This is a genomic window from Flavobacterium sp. RSSA_27 (genome assembly GCF_051547125.1).
Classification (GTDB): Bacteria; Bacteroidota; Bacteroidia; order Flavobacteriales; family Flavobacteriaceae; genus Flavobacterium.
This window is the reverse complement of the sequence record NZ_JBPTTN010000002.1, coordinates 276,847-290,878: the sequence shown is the minus strand read 5'-3', so window position 1 is coordinate 290,878 and position 14,032 is coordinate 276,847. Positions and strand designations below refer to the sequence as shown.

15 protein-coding genes are annotated in these 14,032 nt (G+C 35.1%); 11 read left to right on the top strand and 4 right to left on the bottom strand.

Annotated elements, in window-relative coordinates:
• Positions 1 to 10 precede the first annotated feature (10 nt).
• The 5 genes from serC (at position 11) to ACSVH5_RS04130 (ending at position 3,763) form a co-directional block, all read left to right on the top strand.
• On the top strand, positions 11 to 1,081 hold the full coding sequence (gene serC, locus ACSVH5_RS04150; RefSeq protein WP_438060198.1) for a 3-phosphoserine/phosphohydroxythreonine transaminase: 1,071 nt from the start codon (positions 11 to 13) through the stop codon (positions 1,079 to 1,081).
• A gap of 191 nt (positions 1,082 to 1,272) precedes the next feature.
• Entirely contained in the window at positions 1,273 to 2,223 is a 951-nt protein-coding gene (locus ACSVH5_RS04145; RefSeq protein ID WP_438060197.1) for a D-2-hydroxyacid dehydrogenase, read from the top strand.
• 99 nt (positions 2,224 to 2,322) lie between these two features.
• Entirely contained in the window at positions 2,323 to 2,880 is a 558-nt protein-coding gene (locus ACSVH5_RS04140) for a DUF937 domain-containing protein (RefSeq protein WP_438060196.1), read from the top strand.
• Positions 2,881 to 2,996: 116 nt separating this feature from the next.
• On the top strand, positions 2,997 to 3,428 hold the full coding sequence (locus ACSVH5_RS04135) for a DUF6146 family protein (protein WP_438060195.1): 432 nt from the start codon (positions 2,997 to 2,999) through the stop codon (positions 3,426 to 3,428).
• Positions 3,429 to 3,460: 32 nt separating this feature from the next.
• Complete coding sequence (locus ACSVH5_RS04130) at positions 3,461 to 3,763, top strand: DUF6787 family protein (protein WP_438060194.1); 303 nt, start codon at positions 3,461 to 3,463, stop codon at positions 3,761 to 3,763.
• Positions 3,764 to 3,802: 39 nt separating this feature from the next.
• Here the strand turns inward: ACSVH5_RS04130 and ACSVH5_RS04125 are convergent, their stop codons facing one another.
• The 3 genes from ACSVH5_RS04125 to msrA are packed head-to-tail and all read right to left on the bottom strand — an operon-like array spanning position 3,803 to position 5,361.
• Positions 3,803 to 4,105 (bottom strand): hypothetical protein, encoded by a 303-nt coding sequence (locus ACSVH5_RS04125; RefSeq protein WP_438060193.1) that lies wholly within the window; start codon positions 4,103 to 4,105, stop codon positions 3,803 to 3,805.
• A 39-nt stretch (positions 4,106 to 4,144) separates the two neighbouring features.
• On the bottom strand, positions 4,145 to 4,813 hold the full coding sequence (folE, locus tag ACSVH5_RS04120; RefSeq protein WP_438060192.1) for a GTP cyclohydrolase I FolE: 669 nt from the start codon (positions 4,811 to 4,813) through the stop codon (positions 4,145 to 4,147).
• 14 nt (positions 4,814 to 4,827) lie between these two features.
• Positions 4,828 to 5,361, bottom strand: coding sequence for a peptide-methionine (S)-S-oxide reductase MsrA (gene msrA / locus ACSVH5_RS04115; protein WP_438060191.1), 534 nt, complete (start codon positions 5,359 to 5,361; stop codon positions 4,828 to 4,830).
• Between the two features lie 153 nt (positions 5,362 to 5,514).
• On the opposite strand from msrA, the gene ACSVH5_RS04110 reads away from it, so the two are divergent.
• From ACSVH5_RS04110 to ACSVH5_RS04100, 3 genes are all read left to right on the top strand, one after another.
• Positions 5,515 to 6,180, top strand: a complete 666-nt coding sequence (locus ACSVH5_RS04110; protein ID WP_438060190.1) for an ABC transporter ATP-binding protein — start codon at positions 5,515 to 5,517, stop codon at positions 6,178 to 6,180.
• A gap of 30 nt (positions 6,181 to 6,210) precedes the next feature.
• Positions 6,211 to 6,975 (top strand): TIGR02757 family protein, encoded by a 765-nt coding sequence (locus ACSVH5_RS04105; protein WP_438060189.1) that lies wholly within the window; start codon positions 6,211 to 6,213, stop codon positions 6,973 to 6,975.
• A 378-nt stretch (positions 6,976 to 7,353) separates the two neighbouring features.
• Positions 7,354 to 8,706, top strand: coding sequence for a DEAD/DEAH box helicase (locus ACSVH5_RS04100; protein ID WP_438060188.1), 1,353 nt, complete (start codon positions 7,354 to 7,356; stop codon positions 8,704 to 8,706).
• A 271-nt stretch (positions 8,707 to 8,977) separates the two neighbouring features.
• On the opposite strand, the gene ACSVH5_RS04095 is transcribed toward ACSVH5_RS04100, so the two are convergent.
• Positions 8,978 to 10,096: a lactonase family protein gene (locus tag ACSVH5_RS04095; protein ID WP_438060187.1), complete on the bottom strand. Its 1,119-nt coding sequence runs from the start codon at positions 10,094 to 10,096 to the stop codon at positions 8,978 to 8,980.
• Between the two features lie 359 nt (positions 10,097 to 10,455).
• On the opposite strand from ACSVH5_RS04095, the gene ACSVH5_RS04090 reads away from it, so the two are divergent.
• The 3 genes from ACSVH5_RS04090 to ACSVH5_RS04080 are packed head-to-tail and all read left to right on the top strand — an operon-like array spanning position 10,456 to position 14,014.
• Entirely contained in the window at positions 10,456 to 12,381 is a 1,926-nt protein-coding gene (locus tag ACSVH5_RS04090) for a BatA domain-containing protein (protein ID WP_438060186.1), read from the top strand.
• Between the two features lie 34 nt (positions 12,382 to 12,415).
• Complete coding sequence (locus ACSVH5_RS04085) at positions 12,416 to 13,669, top strand: dihydroorotase (RefSeq protein ID WP_438060185.1); 1,254 nt, start codon at positions 12,416 to 12,418, stop codon at positions 13,667 to 13,669.
• A gap of 21 nt (positions 13,670 to 13,690) precedes the next feature.
• A complete protein-coding gene (locus ACSVH5_RS04080; RefSeq protein WP_438060184.1) occupies positions 13,691 to 14,014 on the top strand; it encodes a DUF4870 domain-containing protein in 324 nt (107 codons plus the stop codon).
• Positions 14,015 to 14,032 lie beyond the last annotated feature (18 nt).

Here is a 14,032-nt window from a genome sequence, read left to right as displayed (position 1 = left end):
CTAACTAACCATGAAGAAACACAATTACAGCGCAGGACCAAGTATTTTACCACAAGAAGTTTTTGAAAAATCAGCACAAGCCATTTTAGATTTCAACAACTCAGGATTATCAATTTTAGAAATTTCGCATCGCAGTAAAGATTTTGTTGCGGTCATGGAAGAAGCAAGAGCACTTGCTTTAGAACTTTTAGATTTAACCGACAAAGGATATCATGCTTTGTTTTTGCCAGGAGGCGCCAGTTTAGAATTTATAATGGCACCTTACAACCTAATGAAAGAAGGAGGTAAAGCAGCCTACTTAGACTCAGGCACCTGGGCCAGTGCTGCCATTAAAGAAGCCAAAGTTTTTGGAGAAACCGTTATTGTAGCTTCCTCTAAAGAACAAAATTACAATCATATTCCAAAAGTATATGCCGTGCCAGAAGATGCCGATTATTTTCACTGTACGAGTAACAATACCATTTTTGGAACACAAATGAAAGAATTCCCAAAATTGAATATTCCAGTTGTTTGTGATATGAGTTCGGATATTTTTTCACGTGTTTTGGATTTTACCCAATTTGATATTATTTATGCAGGCGCTCAAAAAAATATGGGGCCAGCAGGAACGACTTTGGTGGTGGTAAAAGAAGCAATTTTAGGCAAAAACGGTCGCGTGATTCCAAGTATGTTGGATTATGCCAAACATATAAAAGCAGAGAGTATGTACAATACTCCACCAGTTTTCCCAGTATATACTTCGCTATTGACTTTGCAATGGCTGAAAAACTTGGGAGGTGTAGCTGCCATTGAAAAAATCAATAATGAAAAAGCGGCCTTATTGTACAATGAAATCGACAGAAATCCATTGTTTAGAGGAACTGCTGCTGTAGAAGACCGTTCGAATATGAACGTAACTTTCTTATTGAACGACGAAGCTCATAAAGATACTTTTGACGCGTTGTGGAAAGCCGCTAACATTTCAGGACTTCCAGGACACCGTTCTGTAGGAGGTTATAGAGCGTCTATCTATAATGCTATGCCAATAGAAAGTGTTCAAGTTTTGGTTGATGTTATGAAAGCTTTGGAAGCAGCGGTTTAATCGCTTGCACCAAACTTTCTTGAAAGCACAACTCCCCTAGCCCCGATAGTAGTGGATATCCTTTTCTATTTTTCCTTTAAAAATAGAAAAGATAAGAACGGATAGCGGGATTAGCTCCTAAAAAAATAAAATTATAGTACAGTTGATTCTTTGGGAAAAACAAGGAATTAGAGAAACAAAAGAAATAAAAAATGAAAGTATTAGCCAATGACGGAATTTCGAAAAGTGGAATTCTAGCTTTAGAAAAAGGTGGTTTTGAAGTAATCACTACAAAAGTGGCGCAAGAACAAGTGGCCAATTTTATTAATGAAAACAACGTGAGCGTTATCTTGGTAAGAAGTGCTACCAAAGTGCGCAAAGACATTATCGATGCTTGTCCGGGTATCAAAATTATTGGTCGTGGCGGTGTTGGTATGGATAATATTGATGTGGATTATGCAAAAAGCAAAGGGATTCACGTAATCAATACGCCTGCTTCTTCATCAGAATCAGTGGCGGAATTGGTTTTTGGACATTTGTTTACTGGGGTTCGTTTTTTACACTACTCTAACAGAAATATGCCTCTTGAAGGTGATACTAATTTTGAAGGTTTGAAAAAAGCGTATGCTAACGGTACGGAACTTAGAGGAAAAACTTTAGGAATTGTAGGTATTGGACGTATTGGTCAAGCTACCGCAAAAATGGCTTTGGGATTAGGCATGAAAGTCATTGCTGCCGATAGCTTTATCCCTCAAGTGGATGTTAAAGTCGATTTTTTTGACGGACAATCGATAACTACTACTATTGTTTCGCAATCTTTAGAATCGTTGTTTCAAGAAGCTGACTTCATTACTTTGCATGTACCAGCACAAGACGGGTATATTATTGGTGAGGAGCAATTGGCTACCATGAAAGATGGCGTAGGAATTGTAAACTGTGCGCGTGGTGGTGTAATTGACGAAGTAGCCTTAGTGAAAGCTTTAGACAGCGGAAAAGTAGCTTTTGCAGGTTTAGATGTTTTTGAAAGTGAGCCAAAACCAGAATTGGCGATTTTGATGCATTCTAAAATCTCGTTGACACCACATATAGGAGCGGCAACCAACGAAGCTCAAGACAGAATTGGAACAGAATTAGCCTCACAAATTATTGACTTGCTAGGGTAATTTTTTTCGACTTCACTATACCAAAAGGGTAATTTATAATGAATGTTATAAATTATCCTTTTTTGCTTAAATTTGAGAATACTTTAAATCTAAAACCCTATGTTTGAACAACTAACACAATTAGTAGAACAATTTGGAGGTGATGCTGTTGTCAAAAACAGCGCTATTCCAAATGAGCAAAACGAAGCCGTTATGCAGGAAACGAGCAGCTCCATTTTCGCAAGTTTACAAAAAATGGTTGCTGATGGAGGAGTTGAACAATTGGCAGGTTTACTTCAAGGCAATTCAGCTCAGGATAGTTCAAATCCCGCAGTACAACAAATTACAGAACAAGTGACGGGTAATTTGAGTGAGAAATTTGGTTTAAGTAGCGAAACAGCGTCTAGTGTTGCTGGTGGTATGATTCCGCAAATTCTTGGTGGATTGATGAGCAAAGCCAATGACCCCAACGATAGTTTTCAAATTTCGGATATTATTGGAGCTATTGCAGGAAATAGTGAACAAGTAAACGGGATCATGGAAACCATTTCTAAGTACGGAACACAATTTGGTCTAGATCAAAATGCAGATGGCAAAGTTGACTTGAGCGACGCTATGAAACTAACAAAAGACAGTGGAGGAATTGGAAGTTTTATAAGTAAACTATTCGGAAAATAATAGCCAAAAACATATAGAAAAACATCATTTCCCTATCGGAGATGACGTTTTTTTTATGATAGAATTTAGAAATTTCAACAGCAAAAGTTGTAAATTTCGATTTCAATAGTTAAGCCATGAAAAAGATAGCTTTTATAATCGTGCTTATTGCAATACTTGGCGCTTGTTCTACTTCGAAAAACAATTTTGCATCGGTTCCTGCCACAAATTCGGTGAAAGGAGACACCATAAGAATTGCCAATGATTCGCTAGAATATGAAGTTATTATTATTGATCCTGGATTTAGCGCTTGGTTGAATTCTATTGCACTTCCAAGAGGTTATTATTCGCAATTTTATTTAGAAAATAAAATTCGATTTTATATTACTGAGTGGAACAATAGAGTACAACAACCGTTTCGATTTGACCCAAATTTATATGAAATGACAATAAACTATGACCCACAAATAAATTATGGATACGAGGTCAATTATCTTATTTATAATTACATGATTTATTTCCAAAATCGATACCAGCAAAAGTTATGGGGCAATGTCCCGATACGATAATCTTAGTATATTTGTACCATTGACACTTTAGAATGAGAAAATTAAAAGAACGTTGGGGAATAGAAAGTAACTTTCAATTAACACTGATTTTTATTGTTTTTGCCATTACCGGTTCAGCTTCTGCTTGGCTATCGAAACCTTTTTGTTATTGGCTGGGCATTACCAAAGACGATTTAGGATTTTGGTTCACTCCACTCCGACTCCTACTTATTTTTCCAATTTATCAAGTACTATTGGTTTTCATAGGATTTTTATTTGGTCAATTTCAATTTTTTTGGGCATTCGAAAAAAAAATGCTTCGAAGTATGGGACTCGGTTTTCTTTTCAAAACATAAAAAAAGCTTCATTTCTGAAGCTTTTTTTATTGGTATTAATTAAGAATTTTTCTGTTTCTTGATCAGATAAGTGTATATCCAAGTCAAAGTAAACGTAGGAATGACATCCGAGAAAGGAAAAGCTTCTTCTATAAATGTAATCGCTCCCGCTACTTTCCCAACACTTCCTTTGTACATCCAGGTCATCAGAAAACCCGCTAAAGGTGCCCAAACGACATCTGAGAATTCACCAATCATTGGTATGGAAAAAGAGAGCATTCCGATAGCATCAAACAAGATACTCAAGAATAAATGGCTTCTTTTTTGAGAAACTTCGGTGCTAATTTCTGCATGGTTTGTCATTTTTAAATTTTTGAAAAGTCCAAACAAAAATAGTGCCTTTTATTCTTGTTTGATCATATTGAAGAAATCATTTCTATTTTCTTTTTCATTAAAAATCCCTCCATATTGAATCGTAGAGGTAAAACTAGTTTCATCTTTGATACCACGACTAGAAACGCACAAATGTTTGGCTTCCATCACTACAATCACATTGTCTGTTTCCAAAACAGTTTTCAATTCATTAAAAATCTGCATAATTAAACGCTCTTGAACTTGGGGACGACGAGAATAATAATCGACGATTCGGTTCAATTTGGACAATCCAATCACTTTGCCACTGGAAACATACCCTATGTGCGCTTTACCAACAATTGGTAAAAAATGATGCTCACAGGTAGAATTAAAATTAATATTGGCTTCAACCAGCATTTTGTCATAATGGTAGCTATTTTCGAAAACGGAAATCTTGGGTTTGTTTTTAGGATCTAAACCACTAAAAATTTCTTGAATATACATCTTTGCCACACGAAACGGAGTGCCGCTCAAGCTATCATCTGTCATGTCCAATCCCATTTCTTCCATAATGGCATGAAAATGATGCTCAATTCGTTGCATTTTCTCGGCATCCGATTTTACAAATGCGTCAACTCTAAGCGGAGTATCTGCGCTGGTGGCTTGGTGATTATCACCTAAAATTTCAATTAATTCTCTGTCTAATACTGTGTTCATCTTTTAGGTGCTATTTATTTTAATAATGTAGTAAACGATTCAGATAGCTTGTTCATTTTGGGAGTAATAACGTAATGACAATACGATTGTTCCTTATTTTGTTGATAATAGTTTTGATGGTACGATTCGGCTGGATAAAAGGCAGTAACAGGTGATAGCTGAGTAACGATCGGTGAATCGAAAACTTTAGCTTCTACTAATTGCAGGATATAAGCTTCAGCTAATAGCTTTTGACTGTCAGAATGATAAAAAATTTCACTACGGTATTGCGTTCCTACATCGGCGCCTTGTCGATTCAATGTAGTAGGATTGTGCGTTGCAAAAAAAACTTCTAAAAGAGTTCCAAAAGCAATTAAGTCCTCATCGAATATAATTTGAATAGCTTCTGCGTGTCCTGTTGTACCTGTGCATATTTGTTGATACGTTGGATTTTCAACTCTACCTCCAATATAACCCGATACTACAGACTCTACTCCTTTTAGCTGTAAAAAAACAGCTTCGGTACACCAAAAACAGCCTCCAGCAAATGTTGCAATCGATTGATTCATTAAAATAGAATTATAATTTTGTTTAACAAAAATACATTTTAATTAAACAAAAAAATCATTTTAACGAAACATTAATACTTGTTTTTTACAAATAACCTTCGAATGGGTTCTAGAAAAATTAAAATCTTTGTTTCTTTGTAAAAACACTTTGGGATGATACAAGCAAAAAACATACATAAATTCTACGACCAACTTGAAGTTTTAAAAGGAGTAGATTTACATATCTCTAAAGGAGAAATAGTATCTATTGTAGGAGCTTCTGGTGCAGGAAAAACCACTTTGCTTCAAATTTTGGGTACGCTAGACAGGCCCAGTAAATCGGATCATTCAAGTTTGTTAATTAATGGTGAAGATGTTTTAAGCATGAATGACAAAGCCTTGTCACGCTTTCGTAATTTAAATTTAGGATTCATCTTTCAATTCCATCAATTATTACCCGAGTTTACTGCTCTTGAAAATGTTTGTATTCCAGCTTACATTGCGGGTAAAAACAAATCCGAAACAGAGCTAGAAGCCAAAAAAATATTAGATTTTTTGGGATTATCTCATCGTTTACATCACAAACCCAACGAACTTTCGGGTGGTGAACAACAAAGAGTAGCTGTAGCTAGAGCACTAATAAATAAACCCGATATTATCTTTGCAGACGAACCGTCTGGGAATTTGGATACGGTTTCTGCCGAAAATTTACATCAGTTATTTTTTAAACTTAGAGACGAGTTGGGACAAACCTTTGTAATTGTAACGCACAACGAAGAGTTAGCAAATATGGCTGACAGAAAATTGGTAATGGTAGATGGTCAAATTAGCAGTAAATAATACAAATTAATTCAAGTAAAACTTCTAAACATGACTGAGGCTGAACTCAAAGATTTTCTAGACCAAAAAGTAGTGCAATACAACACCCTAGATTTTATAGAAAGTGATCCAGTTCAAATTCCGCATTTATTTACTCAAAAAGAAGATATTGAAATTGCTGGTTTCCTGAGCGCAACTATCGCTTGGGGCAACCGCAAAATGATCATCAAAAACAGTCATAAAATGATGGACTTGATGGGAAATTCACCTTATGACTTTGTTTTATCTCATTCAGATAGCCATTTGGAGCCTCTTGATTCATTTGTTCATAGAACTTTTAACGGACAGGACTTTAAGGCTTTTATAAAAGGATTACAGCATGTATACAAGCATCATGGTGGATTAGAAAATGTTTTTGCCAAACATCAAGAAACCACGAGTGTCCAAAAAAGCATTCATGAGTTTAAAAAAATATTTTTTGAAGTAAATCAACCGCAAAGAAGTCAAAAACACATTTCAGATCCATTCAATAATTCGGCAGCCAAAAGAATCAACATGTACCTAAGATGGATGTGTCGTCAAGACAATAAAGGAGTAGATTTGGGCATTTGGAAAAGCATTTCTCCTTCAAAATTATCTTGTCCTCTGGATGTACATTCAGGCAATGTCGCTCGCAAATTAGGTCTTTTGAATAGGAAACAAAATGACGGAAAAGCCTTAAACGAATTAGATACCCAACTCCGACTTTTAGATCCAAAAGATCCAGTTAAGTATGATTTTGCCTTATTTGGCCTAGGAGTTTTTGAAGCGTTTTGAAAACAAAGCACCACTAACTAACTGATCAGGGCAAACGCACCATTTATTGTTTCGCCACGAATGACACTACTACGCACTACTATTTGTGATAGTAAAATTTGAATAACACGAATCTTATCTTTCTTTGGCAGATTGGTGCTATTTATGATATTCTAATTTGAATTAGTATGTGTAATTCTATCTAACACTTTTATTAATCTTTGAAAATCAGCGCATCAGCGGTAAACAAAGTTAGCCAAGCTGCCGTCAAAGTTTTCCACTTTCTTGAAATTTGTGGCTAATTTTATTTTTTTAAATTCACTCTATTACCTTAACTAACTGATATACAACACCTAAATAAGAACAAAAAAAGTGTACCTTTGCACAAAATTTAAGCCAATGAGCACTTTCGAGCAATTCAACCTCCCAAAATCGTTACAAAAAGCAATTGATGAAATAGGATTTACCTCTCCCACTCCCATTCAGGAAAAAACTTTTTCTGTAATTATGTCTGGAAGAGACATGATGGGAATTGCACAAACAGGAACCGGTAAAACCTTTGCTTACCTAATTCCTCTATTGAAACTTTATAAATTTACACACACCAATACACCAAAAATCGTAATTCTTGTACCGACCAGAGAATTAGTTGTACAAGTTGTAGAAGAAGTAGAAAAATTGACAAAATACATGTCGGTGAAAACGCTTGGTATTTATGGAGGTGTCAACATCAATACCCAAAAAAAAGCAGTTTATGAAGGTGTTGATATTTTAGTAGGAACTCCGGGTAGAACTATGGATTTGGCTTTGGATGCTGTTGTTCGCTTTGATGAAACCCAAAAGTTAGTTATCGACGAATTCGACGAAATGCTCAATTTAGGTTTTCGAACACAATTAACCGCTTTGCTGGCTATGATGAAAACCAAGCGTCAGAACATTTTATTTTCGGCTACCATGACTGATGAAGTAGATGAAGTACTGAATGATTATTTCGATTTTCCAGAAGAAGTAACCCTTGCTGCCTCAGGAACACCTTTGGAAAATATTGAACAAATCACCTACAACGTTCCAAATTTCAATACCAAAATCAATCTTTTGCAGCATTTATTGGAAAACAATGAAGACATGAGCAGAGTTTTGGTTTTTGTAAATAACAAAAAAATATCCGACATGCTTTTCAATCGAATAGAGGAAGTATTTGAAGGACAATTTGGAATTATTCATTCTAATAAATCGCAAAACTATCGTTTAAGTACCATGGCAGCATTTCAAGAAGGAAACTTGAGAGGCTTAATCACTACCGACATTATGGCGAGAGGTTTAGATATTTCGAACATCACGCATGTCATCAACTTTGAAATGCCTGAATTACCAGAACTTTATATGCACCGTATTGGAAGAACCGGTAGAGCCGATGCCACTGGAACTGCAATTAGTTTCGTAACACCTCGGGAAGAAGAAGCAAAAATTGAAGTTGAAGTTTTGATGAACATGGAATTGCCTATCGCTGATTTTCCAGAAGAAGTTGAGGTTTCAACTAAGTTAATCGAGCCTGAAAAAGACCGCCAGCCTGTAAAATTTTTAATGAAAAAAGTGAAACTTGAGGGAGAAGGTGCTTTTCATGAAAAAAGTAAAAAGAACAAAAAAATCAATCTTGGTGGTCCTTCCAAAACTAAGAAAAAAACACATGGTTCTGTAAATAGAAACATGCTTAAAACAAGAGCCAAAAAACGAAAAGACTCCAACAAATAAGCCATAAATAGTAAGCCACAAATTCACGTATTAAAAAAAATTGCTTACTTAAAAATCGTAGTTTTTGTTGCCTAAATTAAGTCTTCTTAATTGAAAACAAAAAAACCGCAAATTCGCAAATTAAAAGCTTAAAAGCATCAAAGAATTTGCGGATTAGCGGTTAACTTTTTTTAAACCTGAAAAAAAATATAGCAATCTAAATAGTTATAACTAGAATCTGAAACCAAAAAAATTGGTGAATTCGTGGCTTAAACTTATTGATTTGAATAGCTTATAATCGCTTTTCAAAAAGCAAATCTACTGGTTGGCAAACCGAAATTCTCTTCTCAGTATCTGTTAAACCACCAGTGCTTTTATCTCTTCTAAAAACCACTACTTCATTACTGAATTGATTGGCAATCAAAAGCAAATTACCTGTTGGATCAATCACAAAACTTCTAGGTCCTTTACCCAAAGTACTTACAGCTTCTTTGAATTCTAATTTTCCATTCTTCAACACTTTAAAAATTGAAATGGTGTTCGCCTCTCCTCTATTGGTAGCATACAAAAACTTTCCATCTGGAGATAATGCAATGGCTGCCGCACGAAAATCGCCTTTATATTCTCTGGCCATTACAGAAGTATCTTCTACTAAAGTCAATTCTCCTTTAACAAAACTATACGTCAACAATCCTCCATCCAATTCATTCAAAACATAAACATATTTTCCATCTTTGTCAAATGTCAAATGTCGTGGACCAGCTCCTGGCTTAACACTCACACTGCCTTTAAAAGTCAAAATATCTTTGCTAGCATCAGCATTATAATCATATACATAAATTTTATCAGTACCCAAATCGACAGCTAAAACATGTTTATAATCTGGCGAAAAAGCTACCATATGAAGGTGTGAAGCTTCTTGACGCTCCTTATTTGGACCACTTCCAGAAAGTTGTACGACTTGTTTAGCATCCGTCAAACTTCCATCTGCATTTTTAAAGAAAACAGTTATACTTCCACCAGAATAATTGGCAGTAATCACATTTTTATCATCTGTAATTACATAGCAAGGATCGGCGCCTTTTGTTGCTTGTTTATTCAATACAATAAACTTACCAGCATTTCCATCATAGCTAAATGACGTTGTAGCACTAGTCGCTCCAGACTCATTAACCGCATATAAATATTTGTTATCAGATGAAAGTGCCAAAAAACTCGGATTCTGAATGTTTACTGTCGATCCATTCAATTTTGAATTCCCCGAAATAACATCAAACTTATAAGTATAAATTCCTTTATTTTCGCATGTATTAGTATAGGTTCCCACCAGTAAATTATAGAGATCTTGTTGTGCTTGGGTGGTGGTAAATACAGCAAGAAATAAGAATAGTAAAATCTTGTTTTTCATCATTAGGTAAAATTATTTTAAGCGGCGAAATTACTCAATATTTTGAAACCTAAAAATAAATAATTCGTTTTTGAAAAAACCCAACTTCATCGCCCTTGTATTGGTTCAAATTCGTATTTTTGAGCGTTCCATCTGAATTCTTTTAAATTACATTAGGAGCAGCATCAAAGGTTTTTTTTGCCAGCATCGTCCCGCTCTCCGTTATATCTTTTTTTATTTTACCCTGTCAGGGTTTTAAACCCTGACAGGGTAAAATAAAAAAAGGATGCCACTGCGATCGGGGCTAGAGAGTAACAAAAAGCATTTTCAGGAAACAGCCAAAAAAAAACAACAATCCAAATTATAAAGTAAACCACCATAGAATGCAATTCATACATCCCGAAATTCTATACTTTTTATTTCTTTTACTGCTCCCAATTTTGGTGCATCTGTTCCAACTTAGAAAATTCAAAACAGAATACTTTACCAACGTCCGTTTCTTAAAAAAACTGACCATAGAATCCCGAAAAAGTTCCAAACTCAAAAAAAGACTTTTGCTAGCCACACGTTTGTTACTACTTACAGGTTTAATCATCGCTTTTGCGCAACCATTCATCGAAGCCAAAGACCATAAAAATGCTACCAATGAATTGTACATCGTTTTAGACAATTCCTTCAGTATGCAAGCCAAAGGAAATCGTGGCGAATTGCTCAAAAGAGCCGTTCAAGAATTATTAGAAGAAACCCCCGAAAGCAGCACTTTTTCATTACTAACCAACGATCAAGCTTTTTGGAATACCGATATTAAATCCATTCAAAGTGAACTTCAAAATATAAAGTATTCTGCCATTCCATTTGAAATCAACACGCAACTAGCTAAAATAAAAGCAAGAAAATCAGCCTTCAAAAAAGACATCATCATCTTATCCGATGGCATTGGCACCTCTCAAAAACCAGTACAAAAAAATGACGAAGAAATAATTTATTTCATACAATCTGAAGCCGAACAAACAAACAATGTAGCAATCGATAGTGTATATATCAATCAAACCCTTGATAATTTTTACGAAATATCGGTGGCTATCCAAGGTTTTGGAGATGATTTTAATCCACTTCCTGTCGCTCTTTACCATCAAAACAAATTGATTGCCAAAACAATGATTACACCAGATTCCAAAAAGAAAACGGTCAATTTTACCATTCCAAAACAAGAATTTCAGGGCTATGCTACTATCAACGACAAGGCATTGACCTACGACAACGATTATTTCTTTAGCATCAGTAAAAACAAAAAAAATAGTGTTTTAAGTATCGGTGAATCTACAAAAAGTGACTTTCTATCCCGAATTTTCACCGCAACAGAATTCAATTATAGCAATTCACAATTACGCAATCTGGATTACAACACTATCGAAAAACAATCGACTATAGTACTCAATGAAATTCCTGAAATCCCACAAGCCTTGCAAAATACCTTACAAAGTTTTGTCAACAAAGGGGGAAATTTGGTCCTTATACCTTCTGAAACTTCCACTACAACAACGACCAATACTTTTCTGAAAAATCTCGGAAATGTGCAATTTATTGCTCCTGAAAACAACTCCAAACAAATTACAAAAATCAATTTTGATCATCCCCTTTTTAATGGCGTATTCGAAAGTAAAATCACTAACTTTCAATATCCAAAAGCCGAAAAATCATTTGTAATCAAAAGTGCGTATCCAAATATTCTTTCGTACGAAGATCAAAATGCATTTCTGTCAGCCATACCAAAATCTGTTGGAGCGATTTTTATTTTTTCGGCACCCCTAAACACAAAAAATAGCAACTTTCAACAATCACCCTTGATTGTTCCAGTGTTTTATAAAATGGGAATCTACAATAAAAATGCTTTACTCTATGCCGCAACCATTGGCAATACTACTCCTTTCTGGATCAATACTACATTAACTAAAGAAGCGGTGCTAACTGTAAAAGGAAAAGAAGAACAATTCATCCCCATACAACAAATGCTGGACAATAAAGTAAAATTAACCTTTGCAGACCTACCCAAAAAATCAGGAAATTATACCATTTTCAATAAAGAAATAAGCCTAGAAAACCTCTCATTCAATTATGCCCGAACAGAAAGCGATTTGAATCAAGTGAATACCAATTGGGTAACTTCTTTTGATACCATGGACAGTATCAAAAACGTTTTCAATACATTACAAACCAATAGAACAGACCATCAACTTTGGAAATGGTTTCTTATCTTTGCCCTAACATTTTTACTAGCAGAAATGGCCATCATCCGATTTGTAAAATAATTAAAGTTTAAAAAAAAACTTATCTTTTATACCCATGAAAATTCTCCTTAGAGCAGCTACAATTATCGATTCTAAAAGTCCTTTTCACAACCAAACTATGGATATTTTAATCCATGATGGATACATCAAAAAAATAGGAGTTGGACTCTCAACAGATGAAGCCCAAGAAATCCAATTACCACACTTACAGGTTTCTTCAGGTTGGTTTGACAGCAGTGTGTCCCTAGGAGAACCCGGTTTTGAAGACAGAGAAACCATCAGTAATGGTCTTATGGTAGCTGCAAAAAGTGGATTTACAGCCATTGCGCTTCAACCCAACTCATATCCAATTATTGACAATCAAGGGCAGATTAACTTTGTTTTAAACAAAGCTAAGGATGCCTTAACGCAACTCTATCCAATTGGCGCACTCACAGTAAACAGTGAAGGCAAAGATATGGCGGAGCTTTTTGACATGAAAAAAGCTGGAGCTATTGCATTTGGTGATTATACTAAAAGTTTGGACAATGCGAATTTGTTGAAAATCGCTCTGCAATATGTGCAAGATTTTGATGGACTAGTTATTGCTTTTGCACAAGACGAAAAAATAAAAGGTAATGGGGTAGCAAACGAAGGGGTAGCATCAACAAGATTAGGATTAAAAGGTATTCCTGCCTTAGCAGAAGAATTACACATTGCCAGAAATTTATTTTTATTAGAATATACAGGTGGTAAATTGCACATTCCAACGATTTCAACACAAAAATCAGTTGCGTTACTAAAAGAGGCAAAAGCCAAAGGTTTACAAGTAAGTTGTAGTGTTAGCGTACATCATTTAGTAGTAAACGAAGATCAATTGGATGGTTTTGATACTCGATACAAAGTAACACCACCGCTCAGAAGCGAATTGGATAGAAAAGCGTTACTAGAAGGAATTCTAGACGGAACAATTGATATGATTACAACTGATCACAATCCTATTGATATTGAACATAAAAAAATGGAATTTGACGGCGCTAAAAACGGCACGATTGGACTTGAAAGTGCCTTTGGAGCATTAGCTACTGTTTTACCAACAGCCGTAATCATCGAAAAATTAACCGCAGGAAAAACAACTTTTGGAATTCCGACTCACGCTATCAACGAAGGAGAACCAGCCAATTTGACCCTTTTTACTACCGAAGGAGAAAGTATTTTTACCAAAGAAAATATCCTTTCAAAATCTAAAAACTCCGCTTTTCTTGGCCAAAAATTACAAGGAAAAGTATATGGTAGTATCAATCAGGATCAAATGATTTTGAACCAATAATTACCCTAAATCGCAACAAAAATGAGCACATCAGACAACGGAAAAAATATAGCCATTGTAAGTTATCTTACTATTATTGGCGCCATTATCGCAATTTTTATGAACTCAGAAAAGAAAGATTCATTTGCCGCTTTTCACATTCGTCAAGCCTTAGGCATTTTCCTTTCTTTCTTTTTAATTGGCTATTTCATTGGCTATTTTGATAGCTGGATGATTTCGTCTGCCTTTTATGTATTCTATTTTATCCTTTGGATTTACGGTTTTGTAGCAGCATTACAAGGAGAAGCCAAACTCATTCCGCTTTTGGGAGAACAGTTTCAGAAGCTTTTTAAAAACATAGAATAACATACATCAAATACATTT